At 56.7% G+C, this 17373-nt stretch carries 17 protein-coding genes; 8 read left to right on the plus strand and 9 right to left on the minus strand.

The window, feature by feature from the left end; all coding sequences use genetic code 11:
* Nucleotides 1-24 precede the first annotated feature (24 nt).
* Nucleotides 25-2424: a DUF262 domain-containing protein gene (locus tag SOM18_RS19155; RefSeq protein ID WP_320482234.1), complete on the plus strand. Its 2400-nt coding sequence runs from the start codon at nucleotides 25-27 to the stop codon at nucleotides 2422-2424.
* Between the two features lie 66 nt (nucleotides 2425-2490).
* On the opposite strand, the gene SOM18_RS19160 is transcribed toward SOM18_RS19155, so the two are convergent.
* From SOM18_RS19160 to SOM18_RS19175, 4 genes are all read right to left on the minus strand, one after another.
* The gene (locus tag SOM18_RS19160; protein WP_320482235.1) at nucleotides 2491-3660 is read right to left on the minus strand and encodes a hypothetical protein; all 1170 of its coding nucleotides are present in this window, start codon (nucleotides 3658-3660) and stop codon (nucleotides 2491-2493) included.
* On the minus strand, nucleotides 3650-4093 hold the full coding sequence (locus SOM18_RS19165; RefSeq protein ID WP_320482236.1) for a hypothetical protein: 444 nt from the start codon (nucleotides 4091-4093) through the stop codon (nucleotides 3650-3652). The genes SOM18_RS19160 and SOM18_RS19165 overlap by 11 nt, the downstream gene beginning before the upstream one ends.
* 155 nt (nucleotides 4094-4248) lie before the next feature.
* A complete protein-coding gene (locus SOM18_RS19170; protein ID WP_320482237.1) occupies nucleotides 4249-4503 on the minus strand; it encodes a BrnA antitoxin family protein in 255 nt (84 codons plus the stop codon).
* Nucleotides 4490-4801 carry a BrnT family toxin gene (locus tag SOM18_RS19175; RefSeq protein WP_320482238.1) on the minus strand — a complete coding sequence of 104 codons (312 nt, stop codon included), beginning with the start codon at nucleotides 4799-4801 and terminating at the stop codon, nucleotides 4490-4492. Before SOM18_RS19175 ends, SOM18_RS19170 begins: the two co-directional genes overlap by 14 nt.
* A gap of 161 nt (nucleotides 4802-4962) precedes the next feature.
* Here SOM18_RS19175 and SOM18_RS19180 point away from each other — a divergent pair, with 161 nt between their 5' ends.
* Genes SOM18_RS19180 through SOM18_RS19190 form a run of 3 tightly spaced genes read left to right on the plus strand, consistent with a single transcriptional unit; the run spans nucleotide 4963 to nucleotide 7992 of the window.
* Nucleotides 4963-5313: a hypothetical protein gene (locus tag SOM18_RS19180; RefSeq protein WP_320482239.1), complete on the plus strand. Its 351-nt coding sequence runs from the start codon at nucleotides 4963-4965 to the stop codon at nucleotides 5311-5313.
* Nucleotides 5255-6169: a hypothetical protein gene (locus SOM18_RS19185; protein ID WP_320482240.1), complete on the plus strand. Its 915-nt coding sequence runs from the start codon at nucleotides 5255-5257 to the stop codon at nucleotides 6167-6169. The genes SOM18_RS19180 and SOM18_RS19185 overlap by 59 nt, the downstream gene beginning before the upstream one ends.
* The gene (locus SOM18_RS19190) at nucleotides 6166-7992 is read left to right on the plus strand and encodes a type IV secretion system DNA-binding domain-containing protein (RefSeq protein WP_320482241.1); all 1827 of its coding nucleotides are present in this window, start codon (nucleotides 6166-6168) and stop codon (nucleotides 7990-7992) included. The genes SOM18_RS19185 and SOM18_RS19190 overlap by 4 nt, the downstream gene beginning before the upstream one ends.
* Here the strand turns inward: SOM18_RS19190 and mobQ are convergent, their stop codons facing one another.
* Nucleotides 7993-9207 (minus strand): MobQ family relaxase, encoded by a 1215-nt coding sequence (gene mobQ / locus SOM18_RS19195; protein ID WP_320482242.1) that lies wholly within the window; start codon nucleotides 9205-9207, stop codon nucleotides 7993-7995. It lies immediately after the preceding gene.
* Between the two features lie 231 nt (nucleotides 9208-9438).
* On the opposite strand from mobQ, the gene SOM18_RS19200 reads away from it, so the two are divergent.
* Together SOM18_RS19200 and SOM18_RS19205 are read left to right on the plus strand one after the other, a co-directional pair.
* The gene (locus SOM18_RS19200; protein ID WP_320482243.1) at nucleotides 9439-9798 is read left to right on the plus strand and encodes a hypothetical protein; all 360 of its coding nucleotides are present in this window, start codon (nucleotides 9439-9441) and stop codon (nucleotides 9796-9798) included.
* 178 nt (nucleotides 9799-9976) lie between these two features.
* Nucleotides 9977-10498 (plus strand): hypothetical protein, encoded by a 522-nt coding sequence (locus SOM18_RS19205; RefSeq protein WP_320482244.1) that lies wholly within the window; start codon nucleotides 9977-9979, stop codon nucleotides 10496-10498.
* Nucleotides 10499-11184: 686 nt separating this feature from the next.
* On the opposite strand, the gene SOM18_RS19210 is transcribed toward SOM18_RS19205, so the two are convergent.
* The 4 genes from SOM18_RS19210 to SOM18_RS19225 form a co-directional block, all read right to left on the minus strand.
* The gene (locus tag SOM18_RS19210) at nucleotides 11185-12138 is read right to left on the minus strand and encodes a replication initiator protein A (protein ID WP_320482245.1); all 954 of its coding nucleotides are present in this window, start codon (nucleotides 12136-12138) and stop codon (nucleotides 11185-11187) included.
* On the minus strand, nucleotides 12135-12464 hold the full coding sequence (locus SOM18_RS19215) for a hypothetical protein (protein ID WP_320482246.1): 330 nt from the start codon (nucleotides 12462-12464) through the stop codon (nucleotides 12135-12137). The genes SOM18_RS19210 and SOM18_RS19215 overlap by 4 nt, the downstream gene beginning before the upstream one ends.
* Nucleotides 12464-13117 carry a ParA family protein gene (locus SOM18_RS19220; protein ID WP_320482247.1) on the minus strand — a complete coding sequence of 218 codons (654 nt, stop codon included), beginning with the start codon at nucleotides 13115-13117 and terminating at the stop codon, nucleotides 12464-12466. Before SOM18_RS19220 ends, SOM18_RS19215 begins: the two co-directional genes overlap by 1 nt.
* A gap of 670 nt (nucleotides 13118-13787) precedes the next feature.
* Nucleotides 13788-14489, minus strand: a complete 702-nt coding sequence (locus SOM18_RS19225) for a helix-turn-helix transcriptional regulator (RefSeq protein WP_320482248.1) — start codon at nucleotides 14487-14489, stop codon at nucleotides 13788-13790.
* Nucleotides 14490-15425: 936 nt separating this feature from the next.
* Here SOM18_RS19225 and SOM18_RS19230 point away from each other — a divergent pair.
* Together SOM18_RS19230 and SOM18_RS19235 are read left to right on the plus strand one after the other, a co-directional pair.
* Nucleotides 15426-16886 (plus strand): hypothetical protein, encoded by a 1461-nt coding sequence (locus SOM18_RS19230; protein ID WP_320482249.1) that lies wholly within the window; start codon nucleotides 15426-15428, stop codon nucleotides 16884-16886.
* Entirely contained in the window at nucleotides 16879-17298 is a 420-nt protein-coding gene (locus tag SOM18_RS19235; protein WP_320482250.1) for a hypothetical protein, read from the plus strand. The genes SOM18_RS19230 and SOM18_RS19235 overlap by 8 nt, the downstream gene beginning before the upstream one ends.
* Nucleotides 17299-17373: the final 75 nt, after the last annotated feature.

A 17373-nucleotide genomic window follows, 5' to 3' on the forward strand; every position in this document is an offset into this window, starting at 1 on the left:
TGTCTCCATACAGAGAGGGGCGATATGAAGCCGGACAAGTTAACCATCCACGATCTGTTCCAACGGGAACGACGTTATGTCGTCCCACTCTACCAGCGCGCATACGTGTGGACGCGTCAGCTGCAGTGGGAGCCGCTTTGGGAGGATATCGAACGTCAAGCGGAGGCATGTTTTAATGCGCCCAATCACACGCCTACCCGCTCACACTTCTTAGGAGCCATCGTCCTCAACGTGTCGCGCATTGTCGGTTCCGGTGTCGCTCGGTCCGAGGTCATCGATGGGCAACAACGATTGACCACGCTTCAACTCTTCATCGCCGCACTGCGCGACTACGCCGTCTCGATCGACTCCGCCTATGCCGCGCGCCTTCGCCGCCTCACCGTCAACGAGGACGAGAAGCCGAGCTCGGAAGGCGCGTTCAAAGTATGGCCCACTAACGCTGATCGAGCTGTGTTCCGTCAGGTAGTCGGTGCTGGCAGCATCGAAGAAGTCGAGCGGGCATACGGTCCAAAGGACGTGCAACCCCGGATGAAGCAAGCTTATGGCTACTTCCTCGATCAGGTTCGCGCGTTCGCTGAAAATCAAGGAGCTGTAAGCGCTAGAGATGACCGCGTTTTCGCTTTGCTGCAAGCGCTACGCACCGCGCTTCAGGTGGTGGTGATCGAGCTCGAGGACGGCGACGATCCTCAGGTCATCTTTGAGACGCTCAACGCTCGCGGCCAGCCGTTGCTGCCGTCCGACCTAATCCGCAACTATCTGTTTATGCGTGCCAACTACGACGGCGAGCTTGACGTCGATGAGCTTTACGACAGCTATTGGCGACCCTTCGATGATCGCCGAACTGAAGTTGCTGTCGGCGGCGAGGACCGTTTCTGGCACATCGAGGAGCGACAAGGGCGGCTGACCCGACCCCGGATCGACCTCTTTCTGTTTCACTACTTAGTGATGCAGACTGAGTCAGATTTTACGATCGGAAGCTTGTTCCGCGAGTTTCGCGATTGGCGTGACCGTACGCCGGATTCGATTGAGACGTTGCTCGCGGACCTGCGGCGCTACAGCGAAGTCTTTTCCGGTCTGATTGCCCCAACAGGCACTGACCGTCCCGCTGTCCTCGCGCGGCGCTTGCAAGCAATGGACACAAGCACGGTCTATCCATTCTTGATGTACGTCCTGGCACAGCCGACGGAGCGGTTGTCAGCTACGGATCGTGACCGGCTGCTCGTCAATCTTGAGTCCTGGCTGGTGCGGCGATTCGTGTGCCAGCTTACCAATAAAAACTACAATCGTTTCTTTGTGTCGCTGCTCACCAAAGTGAAGCGAGCATCGGCAGGCGACAACCTCGCCGACGTGGTACGCGATGAACTCGCGCGGGCACATGATGTCACAACGGCATGGCCGACCGACTGGGCGTTCCGCTCCGCCTGGCTTACGAAGCCCGTCTACTCCAAATCACGTCCAGACCGGGCCGCCATGTTGTTACGCGCCATCGAAGCTAAGCTTCGTACCCGCCGCAACGAGGCCGTTACGCTGCCGCCCACTTTGAGCGTGGAGCATCTGATGCCTCAGCGCGGCAGCCGCTCAGACTACCCGCTCGCGACCGATGAGTTGGCGATCGGCGATGAGACGCCTGACCAGTGCCGCGAACGCCTACTTCATACAGTTGGTAATCTGACGCTGCTGACATGTGAGCTAAACGCGTCGGCGAGCAACGGCCCTTTTCCCGCGAAGGTAGAAAAGATCGTCGCCGATAGCGACCTCCGTCTCAACGCCTGGCTGCGAACCGATCCGCCCGGCGCTTGGTTGGACGATGCGATCGTTGCACGGGGCGAGCGACTGTTCGCCCAGGCTATCGAAATTTGGCCGCGCTCACCAAACGACACTGGCATCGTTGAAGACGGCGATGTCGAAGCCGCGCCATCCACCGCCACCATCAACTCGGGATGGCAGTTCACGGATCGGGTCGTGCTTGCCACCAAACGCAAGTCGCTGTTGGAGGCTATGTCAATTGAGCTGGGCACGCCGCTGATCGCGGATACAGTCGGCAAACACCGCAGCGCAGACGGCAGCCAGCGCGTTGCTGTCGCCATTTCCAAGCGCTACGATGGTCGAGCAGACTACCCCTATTGGTACGGCTATCATCCCGATTGGCAAGAGTATTTGGTAGCCGCCATCAATGGTCACCTTCTGCTGGGCATGGTCGACCGTGACGAAGGTTACGCCCTGCCTTTTTCGGTGCTGACACCATTGCTGCCACTGCTCAATACGACCACGCGACCAGACACGGGTAGGTTGCATTGGCACATGCACGTTGTCGAGCAAACTGACGGCCTAGCGCTTCTCCTGCATAAATCGGGCAAAAAGTTCTCGATTACGCCGTACATTATTCAACCGTCTAAAAATCGGTCATCTAAAACTAGACCCTAGAAATATATTTTCTCTAACAAATACTTCACTTTACATAATTTTATTTATCTATATTATTGTAATTTATCAGTATAGTGGGTCAACATCTACTGTTAGAATTATATAATCACGCCGCGACCGCTCCCAAAGCTTTCCTTTCAGCTTTAAAGATTGGCCTATTTTTAGTAGTTTACGCGCTTCCATTTCACGGTAGCGCGCCGATAGCGGATTTACAGTTGTTTGACGCCCTGCGACATCTTTAACAATGAATGTTTTTGCATCATCGTTAAGTTCAATAATAGATCCAATAATAGTTCTAACTGGCGCCTGTATACTTAATCTTGCCTCGACAAGACGATCACCCGTTCTTTTATCAATCGAAACTAGCTTAGTACCTTTGGAAGTACGAAAACCAATTTGTAATCGTGTGAGTTCGTTCTTTGACGTTGGTACAATACTAGTAATTTGCTCAAGCACTTCAAAATGATCATTGGCTTGCTGGCGTGTAAGTCGCTCATCGCGAGCTAACTTGGTTGTTTTTTCAAGCTCGGACAAGAAATGGGCACTTTTTTGTTCAGACTCTAGCGTCAGGCTTTCTGGCGTGAACGCTTGTGTTTCTTTGGATGAAAGCAACCCCGTCTTGTCGAACTGGGGCTCTTTTATAGCAATAAGCAAGCTATTGAAACGTAACGGAGCGACTTCCGGGTCAAAATACCGACTTTTTCGTCCAGAAGAAAGTCGACTGGGTAATAATGCACTTCGCACAACATCGGAAACCGCATCAACACGAGCCTTTAGCACACTCAGCGGCATAGATACCGATGACATTACACTTGACTCGAATTTAAAAGACATAAACGCCTCAGCTTGCTCAAGCGTATCTGCCACCTCACCAAAGCGCTCGTACAAGGCTATCCCGTTTTCTGGAAGTAAGTGTAGATACTCTTCGTGCGACTGCTCCTGATAGTGAACTACATTAAAATCAAAATCTACTAGAGCTAACCATGCTTCCCTATGGCTCATAGCACCGCGAATTGACAGCCGCCCCCCTCGCAAGCTGGCAAGCTCATCATCGTCTATTGGAGCAAGCAGGTACACTTCCCCATCGTCCTGCTCTTCAACTTTAAAAAATAGAAAAGTCGCTGGACCAATATTACAGGTAAATATCGCAGGCCCATCAAAATCGTAAAGGACGATTGAAGGCTCAACTTGGCCGCCATGCCACTTGGTAAGTAAGGGGCGCCCGTCAATCCACATCTACGTTCGCCCGATCAACCGGCCCAAAGCCAAAATAGGCACGTGCGTAAAGATTAACAAAATTCTTTGGCCAGTACGTATGATGTTCTTCTTCTCCGGTGAGCATCAACATACCCTCCCCAGCCACTACATCAGTTTTAAATACGAATCGCCCCTGAGTAAATCGAAACACTTTGCAAGCATGCCGCATTGATTTCTCTGTTATCCAAACAGAAATGCCCGATGGGTCGCAATCTTTAGGGTCTATTTTGAGCTTTCTTGCAGCAATCGCATTCTTATTCTTATCTTTAGAATTTATGTGAGAAACATAGTCTTCTGATTTGGGCGGGTTAGTTTTGCACACTCGGAACAACGTTACATCTCGATCTTCGGCCCCAGCCGGCGGACAATGATCCGGTACATTAGCATCATATACGATCGTCAACGCTGCCATCTCCCCCCTCTTATTCGGCTACGCGTGCCTCAAGGACATTATAAAGTCCATAGTTTCGCTGTCTTCTGTGGAAGACATAGGAAGCGATCCTAAGCTGTCTCATCAACCAACCAGTCAAAACCGAGCGGTTGTGACACTCGTACTGAGCTGATTGGCTATCCATGCAAAGCTTGCTCTAAAGCCTGCCGGATGAAGCGTTGATAGGGCATGCCCTTGCGGGCAGCAGTCGCTTTGACCGCGTCCAGTAGCTCGGCAGGCAAACGCATGTTCACCCGCGCATCCTTGCTCGAAAACTCGAACTGCGTCGGCGTGAGCGCCGAAAGATCATACCCGGTGAGGTCAGCGGACCCCACAAAAGCCTCGGCCTCATCGTCGCTGGAAAACAGCGGAAGAGACTTATCGTCGTTCATAGTGCTGCACCTCCTTGGCGTGCATGTAGCGGGCGCTGATAGGGCGAATGAGATGGGCGCCGTCCCGCTCGCGCCAGGTGAAAGCTAGAAACACGTACCGGCCGCTTCGCGCTGTCCCGATCGCCAAAAACCGGGCTTCGGACGTGGAATGTGCCGCATCCGGCCCGATCGCCGGCGTGCCTACGAACACGCTCTCGATCTCTTCGACGGTCACCCCATGCTTCTGGCATTTCTCCAGGTTTCCTTCGTCCCAATCAAAGCCAGAGAAGATTTTGCTAGGCATGGTAGAAAATGGCATTTGTGTGTACTTTTGTCAACCTGCTATTGCTGGTTGCTCGCTAAGTGCCACCATCAAAGTGTGGTGTCCTGCTAGACTCCCGATCATATCGGCTCGCAGCATCGACGGCTTGTATACAAGTTAGCGGTTGAAAGCCCTCTGCCAACGGCAAATAATCGGCCATGACCAAGGAACGGGACGAATATCTTGGCGTGCCGCGGCAGGTTCGCTTTCCGTATAGGGATGATGACATCATCCAACGCCGCGTGGATGCTGGCGAAACGGCCTCCGACGTCATTCGCCAGCTTGTAGCGTCAGGCATATTCCACGGCGCAGCCTGCCATCACTTCATTCCAGCCATTCCGCTGGATCTTGCCGAAAAGCTTTTGATCGACCGCGCCATGGGCCTGTCCGGCAACGATCTCGGCAACCTCATCAAATCCCTTGTCCTCAACGAAGCACATAGGACCCTCAATGCGCACGATGAACGCCTCCACACCGCCACCCCACCCGCCGGCAAAGCCCAACCCTGACTATCACGCAAACTGGGAGCAGCTGCACAACGATGCGAACGCTCGTCGGGAAGCTGCATGGGCGGTGAAAGCTAGGCTGTTGGGTCGCCTGCCGGATCTTACCGACACAGAGCGGGCCGACCTGGCCAAGGCCAATGTGGAATGGGAAGCCGCGCACCAACTGTGTATGCTCTGCCTGGATACCTACCAGCACCGTACCTTCGAGGATGCGATGGCGTGGCTGAACCAGACGTTTTGTTCGACAAATCCAGTCAGCCTCCCCGATCTTCATGTGTTCAGCACCGTCCGGCAGCTGATGAAAGCGGCCTATCGGATCCACGGTAAGCGTTTGAAAATGGAAAACATCGAGCGCAACATGCTTAATCTATCGCGCGCTGATAAGTTTTCTCCGTTTTCGGATTTTGCGAACTGCACGACGTGGGAAGTCATCATTCCCTCACATCATTATCGAACCGCATCTGACATCCATGCCCACTATACCGTAAATGAAGTAGATGACGGCATACATGTCACAATTCAAACTGCCAGGCGCTCTATGGGCGTCATTAACGCGTGCGAGCTGCTTATTGAAGAATTTCTACGGCAGCAAGTAAGCCAGTGGACCGATCGGCGCTGGTTTTTCGCGAGGAAACTTCCAACGATCACTTTCTATACGTACAATCCACCATCCGAATATAGTAAAGAGATGTTCAACCGCGTTAAACTGAGCGCACCGCTTGCTCGCGGCAAGCGGATCTCCGTGGCGGGATGGCCAAGTATTGCAAGCGTCGGGTGCGTGCCGGCAGCAGTCAGACCCAATTGGCTGCCCGGCGGTCTCGCCGACTGGGGCACGTTCGACGACGACGCCGACACATGACTAGGGGCAAAAAGATCGGCCTGGCCTGCTTTGCGCTCGTCGCGCTGCTCGGCACCCCAACCCTCCTCTTTCCACTGGTCTGCGGCGTATCCCGACTTGGCTATGCGCCGGCGAACTCAGTGCCACCCTGGTGGTGGACCACACAGCAGAACCCCTTTGCCTCGACCCTCGCCTGGTTCAATTACGCCAAGGCCGACGGCTGGCTCGGCTATGCGCACCTCTTCTGGTCGCAGGCAGCCTTGTGGTGGCGCGGATACGACATCACCCATGCCCTGGCCCCTCGCCTCGCTGCCAGCGCGCTGGCCGGCGTAGCGGTCTCGTTCGGCCTGGTCGTGGCAGCCGTTCGCGCCGCCCAACCCGCAACCCGTACCGAGCGCCATCACGAGCGCGGCTCGAAGCTCGTCGAGCGCGAGGACGCAGCCCGGTTCGTTCGGGCACTCGTTGTCCGCGAGATCGAGACAGCGCACGGCAAACTCGCGGCAATCGCGAGCAGCATCGGCTTACGCCTGCGCGGGCCTTCAGGCCGCCACATCAGGGCCGTGCGCAAGGATGCTAAGGTCCAACCCCGCCAGATCTCGCGAGCAACTGCGCGCGGCGATGCGGCCGTCATGAAGATCGCCGCGGCCGGCGTCGATGCGGGCCTGGTGCGGATGGCAGGCATCCCGATGCCCTATTCGAGCGAAACCCTGCACACCCTCATTGCCGCCTCGCCTGGAACCGGCAAGACCGTGGCGCTGCGCGAACTGCTCACCGATCTCAGGCACCGGGGCGACCGCGTGATCTGCGTCGACGCCGGCTATGACCTGAGCCCTGGCTTTCGCCACCCCGACGATCTGATCCTATCACCCGTCGATCCACAATCGGTCGGTTGGTCGCTACGGAACGAGGTCCGCAATGAGACCGAATGGGGCTCGCTGATCAAGTCGATGATCCCGGCCCAGAACGGCCCGGCCGGCACTTGGCAGCGCAAAGCCCAGGATTTCATGACCTCGCTATGCGAGGCGGTTGGGAGCGCAGCGGACAACCGCAAGCTGCTCGAGATCGCCACGGTCTGGTCGACCGACCAGCTGCTCGAGCTGCTCGAGGGTACCCCTGCCGCCATCGCGCTTGGCGAAGGCGGCGAGGAATATCTCAACAGCGTGCGTAACAACATCAATGAAAGCCTGTCGGCCTGGAAGCGCGGACCTGACGGCGACTTTTCGGTTCGGCGCTACATGAATGCGACCGATGAACGCCGCTGGCTTTGGCTGCCTTACACCGATCTGGAGGCGGCAAGCTGCCAGCCTGCGATCGCCAGCTGGATCGACATCATGATCAACGCCTCAACCGAGCGTCGTGATGCAGGCGGCAAGCCCGGCGGGCACCGGACCTGGATCATCATCGACGAGCTGAACTCGATGGGGCTCATCCCCAATCTGTCCAAGCTCGGCGCGCGTCTGCGCAAATATGACATTTGCGGGGTCGGCATCATTCAGGACGATGCCCAGCTCAAATCGACCTACGGCGTCTACGACGCCGATACGATCTTCAGCACCTTCTCGAATAAGGTCTATTTCCGCTGCAGCAGCGCAAGCCTCGCCAGACGCATATCGGACGACCTCGGCATGACGGAATACCGCGAGGTGCGCTACGCCACCTCGCAGTCGCGCGCCGCTGGTAAGGTCACGCAAAGTACCTCGACGTCGGAGCAACACGTCAAACGCGAGCTGTTCCTGCCCAGCGAGATCCAGAACCTCCCCACCCGGTGCGGCGTCGTCAAATTCGCTGAAGTGAACTCGGTGCTGCCGACCTATCTCTGGGTGCCGCCCCGCTCACGCCGATGATCACTCACGCTGCCCGCGTGGCTTCGGTGCCTCGCCTGACCCCGCGCTTGGCTTTTCACCCCGCGCCGGCAGATCGTGCCTTTCTTCAACCGCGCGCTGCGGCCCGCCAGCGTGACCGATCCGCTCGGCCCGTGCGAGCCGCTCAGCGGCCGTCAGGGGCGTATCTGGCGGCTGGCCCGCCCTTTCCTGCTCGATGCGCCTGAATCTGTCTGACGGAGCCTCCCTGCCCGCCTGTGAAGACCCTTCGGCCTCACGCTCGCGATTGATCCGCTCGAAGCGCTCCTTAACGCTGCCGAGCACTTGCCCGACCTTCTGGCCGATGCCCTGCACCACCTCACGCGCCACCTGAGCGGCGTGCTCGACCTGGTGCCGGACCTGTTCGCGCATCTGCTGCGCCAGGACGCGCGCCTGCTCCACCCAGCTGTCGATCGCGCTCGCCGCGTCGCGGGCCTGCATGCGCGGATCGTCGCTCTGCGGCGTCCCCGCGCCAATCCCCATCGCCTGCAGCTCGTCGCGGATCTGCGCCATCTCCTGCGCAACGGCACGGCGCTCGGCCGTGATCTCACGCCCGAAATGTTCCTTCTGCGGTTCTTGTGCGATGCCCCGCTCGGCATGGCTACGGTGATCGACCCGCCGTTCGACCTGCGCCAGTTCCAGCGCATCGTTCTGGATCTGGGCAAGCCGTTCGCGCAGCGCCAGTATCTCCTTGGGGCCTTGCTTCTGGTCGTCCAACTCACGGGTTTTCTGCCCGAACCCGTCGGCGTCGACCGTCCGCGTCGTCGTCAGCACGTGCATGTGCCAGTTGCGCTGATCGCCGTCCGGGCTTGGCGTGTGTAAGGCCACGTCGACCGCGACCCGGTAGCGCTGGACGAGCTCGCGGGCGAACTGCTCGGCAACCTCGCGCCGCTCTTCCTTGTTCAGCTCATGGGGCAAGCCGACGATATACTCGCGCGCCGTCTGTGAGTTGCTGCGCCGTTCGAAATGCTCAGCAGCATTCCACAGCACCGAGCGGTCTTGGGCCCATTCGGCACCATCCGGCGTGACGATAAACCCATCCTCGACGCCGCCCCGCGCCCGGAAGTCATGGATCTCTCCGGTGCGCTCGTCGGTGAACCGCTCACCGTGCCGATAGGCGGCAGCGGCCACCGCACTGTCGCCCCGGCTGCGCTGCACGGGGCTGGTGCGGACATGGGGCATGGCGGTCACGGTGGTCATGACAAATGACGACTGCCGCGAGGGGTGCAGGGGGGCAGCGCAGCCCCCTGCCGGGGTACGGGGCGCGAAGCCCTGTGCGGCCCATTGGGCCGCTGGGGTGCAGGGACCGCCCTGCCGCAAACGCCCCCCCAGGGGCGGCAAACTTGTAGAGTTTGCATCTTTGCGCTTTCTCTACTTCCTTCCGTCATACGCTCTGTCTACACCTGGCCCGTATTTTGGCAAGGATCTACCATGGCACAGCCCCCAACCGCCGATCCCAAACTCGCCAAGCTGCTCCGTGAAGTCGAAATCGTGGAGCGCAAAATCGAACGCGCCCAGGCTCTCTCTCAACGCCTCAAACGTCTCGCCGTCGATCACTCCAGACGCGCCGATACCCGCCGTAAGATCATCCTGGGCGGGGCACTCCTGAACGCTGCCCGCTCCGAACCCGAGCTCGCTGCACTGGTCGCACGGTTCGTAGCCGCCATTACCCGCCCAGCCGATCTCAAACCTTTCGAGGGCTTTTCCACCGAAGAACTCATCGCAGCCGCCATGGACCAAAATGCCAGCGCACCGCGGCGCCCGCGCCGGCTTACGCACAAGCCCGATTAGGAGTTTTCGCCCATGTTGTCCGTCATCGTTTCCTTCGCTGCTGCCTTGGCCCCTGCTTGCGCCGTTCCAGCAGCACCGGCCGACGCGGTCGTCATTTTCAGCGACCAAGATGACAGTGGAAGCTGCAGGCGGCGCGTATGTAGCGCGTAACGGTTGGCCGGGGCCCGGGGAGGCTCGGGTGGGTTTGATACGCTACCAGTGGGGTTTGACGTTGCGGTCTGACGATCCCCGTTTCGCCGACTTCGATTTGTCCCCCGGTCCGATTCATTCCCGATCGTCTGGCTGCTGGTTTGGCTGGGATTATCGCTGGGGCAAGAACGGCGTCGATGCGCTCACGAATGCTCGGATCGTTGGTAGCGGCTACAGGGAGGGGTATGTTCCCGACCAGCCTGCTAGCACGCCTGTGATCGCCGGATACCATTTCGTGGCGGCTGATAAGGCGTTTAGTCCGGATTATGCCTGGGTGGGCCTGTGGGTCGCTGACGACGGCGCTCAGCGCACCCAGGTGATCGCCTTCAAGGATCAACGTCAGAAGATGCTCGCTACCCTCCCTTTTCGCCTTGGCAGCCTCGCAACCTTGCCATCGCCTGATACGCCGGCGTTAGGGCTGACCATGATCGGCGAAGGGCGTTCGGGCCAACCCGTTCCTTATCTGCAACTCCTGTGGATGTCGGGTATCGCTGAGACGAACGCGTGCTGATTGGATAGTTGCCGCAGATCCTTACGGATGCACCGAAAGCGGAGAAGGTCGCTGCGAAGCGAGCGCGGGACGATCATTACGACATGCGTGGTCAGCCTGAAATCAGCTGTGCTGTCCTGATGCATAACACGGTTGCTATTATGACGGTATGGAAGCCTGTGTAATGGCCACTCCCACTACCCTGCCCTTTTATGGAACGATGCAGGTACACACCGTCAGATCCGCTTGTCTTTTTCGAAAGCATGCGGCCGTTAGGCCGTCCTGTGACGGCGTCAGCCGGCATAGAGCACGAGCGTATTGATCCTTAGGATCAATTCCATAGCTTTTTCTTATCTCACTCGAGGCTGCTCATTTACGTTAGTGATTCTGTTAAATATGTATTGTTAAGAAGGTTAAGCTTCTCAAAAGCCGAAATTGTCGCCTGTTTTGAACTTCTTATGGGAGAGCCGGGTGGGTGATACCCCGTGATTCGGTGGGTGATCCCCCGATAGTGTGGTGGGTGATCCCCCGAAGCGATAGTGTGTGAAACCCCGAGCCTGTTGATCTGAAAAAGGGCTTTTCGAGTTGGTTATCCACAGGTTGGGCAGTCCAGCGAACTTAGACGCTGTCGGTTGAGGTCCGGGGGCTGACCTTCTTGGTGGGTGATACCCCGACAATTTTACCGGCGGTGGGTGATACCCCGATAGTCACCGCCGACCTGCAAGATGGTCCATCTTGGCGTCTACTTGCTCGGTGCGCCGGCGATCGGCATCGAATCGAGCGCGTCGATCTTCCTCCGCCCGCATCCGCTCAGCGAGGGCCATCGCCTCGGCCTCGCCACGACGCCTGAACATGACGGCAGCGCTTTTATCGGCCGTTTCTGCCGGTTCCATCATGTAATCGGGGAGCTGGTCGGCCTCGATCACCCGTCGAAGCATCCGATTGAACTCCTTGGGCTGGGCATCGCTACCGGTTTTGTCGCGCAGCACCTCTACCCGACATAACCACCCACCCTGTTGCGATCCGACATGCTTGCGCGCAATGCGATACAGCGCCCGCTCCAGCCCCCCGGACAGGAGGAAATAGTCGGGGTGCATGGTCAGCAACGATTTCTCGTTAACGATACCCTCATAAACCCAGTCCGACAGGGTCAACGTCATACCCCGTGGTTGCTCGGTCTCGGCGTCCGTGTCGAACGTCCAGCTATCGAGCCAGTTGAAGCCGGCCTTCTGCCGCCGTGTCGTTGCGCGGATCGAGGTCGTAATGGAAGTGGTCTGGAGCCGGAGCAGTGCGGCTTGCAGTTCCTGATAGTCCCTGCCGCCTGTGCCGCGCTTGATCGCCCGTAAAAGGTCATAGGGTGTTGTCGTCAACGTGCGCGGCAGATCATTCAGACCCTGCTGCTTCATACGATTTAGCGTGGATGCAGCCCATATCAGAATATCGGCGTCCCATATGGTCGCCATGCCATAATCGGGGATCGCCTGCACACGCACCCAGGCCTCGCCGTCAGGGCTGCGATATTCGATCGGCTTGAGACGCTTGCGCTTCTGGAGCGAGAAGAACGGTCTCTCCATCACCTCCCGCTGGTCGCGAAGCGACAGATCGCCCAGCGCCGGGATGAATAGGTCGAACTCAGGATTAGGTTCGCGCCGCTTGCTCATGGCGCGAACCTGGTATGGCCCCGCTTGACCAAATACTGACGAAGCAAGCGCTCGGTAACGACGGTGAGCGGTTCCCCGCCCTCCTCGACGCTGAGCTGACGCAACGCGCGGTGCATGTCCTCGGGGATGTGGATCAGCACAGGCTTCTTGCCGGGATGGCTGCTGCGCCGCGCCGGTGCGGACGGCGCCGACGCGTTGGCCGGGCGTCGTGGCGTAGCCGCCTTCGGCGGTTCGGGAATCACGTCAGCGACGGAGGTAGCTGCGGGTGTTGAATCCGCGGGTTCGTCATCGAAGATGCCCGCAAGAGCGGAGGGCTTACGGGCCATTATGCCGCCTCGCTTACTGGCTTAGTCGCATATCCGCTTAGTCGCTTAGCTTCAGCATAGGCGGCGCGTAGCTCGACCGCCGCTTTGCTCTCGGGATCAGTCTCGGCAGCGGTGCGGCCCTGCGGTGTAGCCTTGTAGAAATCCTTGCGGAAATGAAGCCGGCTGTCGAACACCGTCACGCCCTTGGCAACGAAGCCAGCCTGGGCCTCCTGCCCCTCTCCACCCTGATGAGGGACTTGAGTGAGGATGACTGCGAACGGCGTACCGGCCTGCTGCACTTGCTTGACGGTCTGCAACACCGAATGAACATCCAGCCCGCGTGGTGCGACCGGAATGATCACGAAATCTGCCTGCTCCGCTGCAAGCATGGCGATATCCTTGGAGTTTGCAGGCGTGTCGATGATGATAAGGTCGATCTTGCCGCTGGCTCGCCCGCGCGAGACGTGAAGCGGTAGGCCGGCGACGCTGCTGTCCTTCACTGTCACGTCTTCCTCGCCCCGGCGCTCCGACCAGTAAAGCGCCGAGCCCTGCCGATCGTCGGCATCGAGAATTACAACAGATGCGCCTTCGCGCGCTGCCTCAACGGCAAATCCCGTGGAGAGGGTGGTCTTGGATTGACCGCCCTTTTGCGCGATCACGGCCCATACCTGCATAGCTGCTGCTCCTACTAAGCGGTTAAGCGACTTATAGCGCTTAACCGCTTAGTCGTAAACATAGTTAGTAGCTTAGCCATCCTATTCCTCGCCCTTCCACCACTGCCGAGTGGATCGCGACACATCGACCTATGACCATCAATCGGGCAAAAGCGGCGGGCCAACCGTCTCAGCCATTTCCGCGCGGTCCACAGGGTCTAGCCGCAAGCCGCGCACTCGCATTTGGGCAGCCGTGCCGCCTGCTTTTTCGGCAGCGTCGCCGCGCCTCCATTGAGTGGGGCATGGGGAGGGGGCCAGCCGCAGCCAGGATCGGTGGGACTACAGGGGAGGGCGTTGCCGAGCATGGCGGCGCGCATCGGACCGACCACGCCAAACCAGGGCCGGCTGCGACAAAGCAAAGAGAGAGCGCGGTCCCCGCAGGACGCCTTAAACGGACCATACTAAGCTACTAAGCTACTAAGCTACTAAGCTACTAAGCTACTAAGGCTTTAAGTCCTTTGATTGGGTAGGTATGCGGGAGTTATGACGGGGCTGCCCTGATCGGAGTTCGGTTTCCCTATCGGAAGGGATTAGGGGGGTGCTCGGGACTGGCCGCGTCGCAAATGTGCTAGGTTTCGGACGTTGCGTACTTCCCGCTTTTTGCAACGCTAAAATGAGGGCGGCCGGGTGTTCACAAACTGCGCGGTGCCATGCATCGTAGCCGTGAAGATAACGTCGCCTGCCTCTCAACGCCCGTCTTAGCGAAGGCACGCTTCAAATGAGTGCGTACCGTTTCAATCGAAACGTTAAGGGCACTCGCCGCCCCAGATGGAGTTTCACCTCCAGCTATCAGATAAGCGACTTTGGCTTCCGCCGGAGTAAGGTCATAGAGGCTTCGAATCAGATCAATGTTTAATACAGTAGACGCACTAGGCATGTCGATCACTACAAGTACGGTCCCCCCGAAAAACACGTCTTGGGCTGAGCGGGTCGATGGCACAAAGTGGATTACAAACTGAGCCTCTTTCCCCTTTCTAACAGCGATAGATCGACCTAGCCCGCGGTTCGCGGCTTCAAAGGCAGCGTCAAACCTCAAAATTGAGCTCGAGTCACGGATGCTCAAACGCCCATTTTTTTCACTTAACACTCCTTTGGTTAGGTTGCTGAATTCGGCATTGACACTTACAACTCGAGCATCGCTCGCCAAGACTGCAGCGGCTGTTCCAATAGCTGCTAGTGCCTCAGTGGCCGCGGTTGCCTGCTCAAGCTTCATTCGAGCGGATATAGCGGAGGCCCGCGCCAAATGTGGTCGCAATCCATTTAGCACAGCGACGGCGTCTTTCGCCGAGTCATGATCTGGGAAGCCCTCCAACGTGAGCATCAGGCCGTCCATCTGGATACCCTGCATGATTGTGCCAGCACCTGTGTCGAGGCCCCGAGGCCTCAGAAAGTCCGTATAGATCGGCAGTGTCTCAAGCTCATTACGAGTCAGCAAATCGCGATCGGTTAGAAAACCCGGGTGCGACGATGCTGCTCTACACCGAGCGGCTCGTACATTATGCTCTGCCCACCCCTGATCTACGAAGTCTTGCATAATTTGGGCCAAGCCGGGCGACGTTGTCCATCGTTCCGTCGTCCCTGACTTCATCATCAGAAGTCCGCCACGCGCGCCGAAGTGATGTGCAAGCTGATCAAGCGTTCTCGGCCAAAGTGCCGGCATTAACCCAGCCTCGTAGATCATATCGATCAACGCGTTAGATCCATCTTGCATTACCGACCTCCCGACACGACCAAGTGGACTCGCAGGGCACACCCACTTGGGTGAAGTAGCTACATGTATCATACTGGATTTCGAGCCGCGACCTCGAAAGCTGACCGATGTTCAACGGTGGCTCTATAATCGTCCGCCGCGGGTACCGATGGAAACGCGATGATGCCACCGCATAAAGGTGCAGGGAGCTTAACCTGGCGCGGTTGACGTCGCGTGAAACGTCTTCAGAGTACTACGCGTCGAATACAGTCAGCTCAGATAGTGGCGTCGACGCTCGACCCCCGAGGTGGACACGCGAATCGCCTACGGCCTTTTGAGATAACTGAGCAGCAGCGTAAAAAGAAGATTAGTCCTTGAGCACAGCCGACAGCAGCTTCGCCTTGGTGGCCATCCTTCGCAGCCATGGGTTTTTTTAGTCTATTAGGCTTCCGCCCCTAAAACAGACCATCTCACCCATTTGGGGGACGCAAGCGACGTTCCTTAGGATCCAAAACGCCTTGCAAGCAGCTTAGTGATCGCGAGATCAATATGCCTTACTCATAATGAGGAGCCTGTAATATGTATCGAGTGACCACCAGTCCCGTACGTGAAATTACGCTAGGTGCCGCGCTGAAGATTTCACTTGATACGTACTACGATGTGTTAAAGCAGCAGACTGCCGACTTAAAGGCAGACGAGCGGCTTCAGTTGAAGCTAGTTGCTAGCACAATCGATATCTCCGACGACAAGAAGGCCAGTGAACATGGATATAAGTGGTTCTCATACTACAATCTTGTAACTAGGTCCGACAGGGCCATCTCGCCTTCGCCAGTAGACGATGAAATACAAGTCGGCTTGGAATCTCTTGCATCCGTATACGGCCAGTTCATTCGAAAGATCAGAAAGTACGTAACACAGCGATCATTAAGTGCAGCGGATGAGACGGAAATAGCAAATATTGAGTCAAAGATTGAGTTAATAAAGTATCAATCTGACAAGTTTGCGGCATCAGACTACCAAAGATGGCAAACCTTTGCACCGTCTAGAGGTATTGACGTCGGGGACATGGCGGCATACGTACAATGGAGCAATAAGAGTGGCCACCTTCGAGATATTGAGCAGCTCGATAAGGACCTCAGTCGGCTAACATTTGACAAGCAAACTATTATAAAAAGAGCAACTCCCGATCCAACCGATCAATCTATTATCGATGCTGAGTTCCGATTTGAGGGACCTGCGATGAGGTTGCGGTATCCGATCTATCCGGATTATGAATATCCAAATGGCGATAGCTTTAATCCGGTGTACCTTCAGCTCCTTGCTACCGGCACGACCGCTCTATTTGATGATCGCTGGTCCATAGCTTTCGATAAAACTCTTGGTACCATAAAGACTGGGCTGGCTAATGCGTTGACCGGCTCCCTAAACCGGCAAACGCAAGCCTCCTCCTCTATCACGACGGATTGGAGCGGATCAGCGAGCGCCAGCTATGGACCGTTCTCCGCAAGCGCTAGCGCCTCAGAACACACGCAGATTCAAAGCGATTTTACTACCGTGACTGATATATCTATTAGCTCAACCGCTTCGTACCGGATTGAATTAAATATTCCGTGGATGGACGCGACATTGTTCAACCATAAGTACGTCCGTGATAATCCCCACGATTTCCTCGAATTCTTTGGATCAGAAGGCTCCCTCTTATATTATCCAACAGCCCTGATTGTAATTCGCGGATTTCAGATTAGCTTCCTAAACTCTCAAAACTGGACCTTTGATTATCAGCGAAAGTTCTCTGTAAAGGGAGGGGGCGGATTCAAAGCCTTCGGTGTGAGGTTTGGTGGATCTGGATCATATACACGGGATGAAAAGGAGCATAAAGTCGATGTTAGCGGAACCAAGCTTACGATAGGTGATGATACTGCTACTATTCGCTTTGTGGGTTATGCATTAAAGAAAAACAAGACGGTTAGCGCCGAAATCGCAGTTGCCGCTTCCAACGGGATATTTTCCGATCTGCAATATGAGCAGAGTGATGACTAGGATACCCTTTGCTTTAGTAGCCCTTGTTATTTCTGGATGCATGACCTCGGCAAGGCTTCCACTTTGCCCCGCCATTGCTCACAAAAGCTATGCGGCATCGGAAGTAGTAACTGACATAAACCGCTTCGCAGTATCCGTGGCAAAACGTAAAGACATAAGCATAATTCAAATGTCACCATTTATTATGCAAGTTAGTGGCTTAAGGGATAACGTGAAGTGGTATGTAGAAAGCTATCCTAATATGCTGTGTTCATTTCATTATGACCAAGTGAAAGACGCAAAAAGGACATTTTTGTCTTGCATGAGTAATGCGCCAAAATGGATCCACTACGTTCAGACTCGAAGAGGTGCCGAACTTATGACGGATGAGACATTATACCAATCAAACTGCGCCGCCGATATTCACGGTTGACCCCCCGAGAAATCACCAAGTGGCGAGCCGTTAAGGCGCGACCCGGATGCCTACTGCTAGGATTTGTATGACAGG

Origin of the sequence: Sphingomonas sp. CFBP9019 (genome assembly GCF_034045155.1) — a bacterium.
Taxonomy (GTDB): Bacteria; Pseudomonadota; Alphaproteobacteria; order Sphingomonadales; family Sphingomonadaceae; genus Sphingomonas; species Sphingomonas aerolata.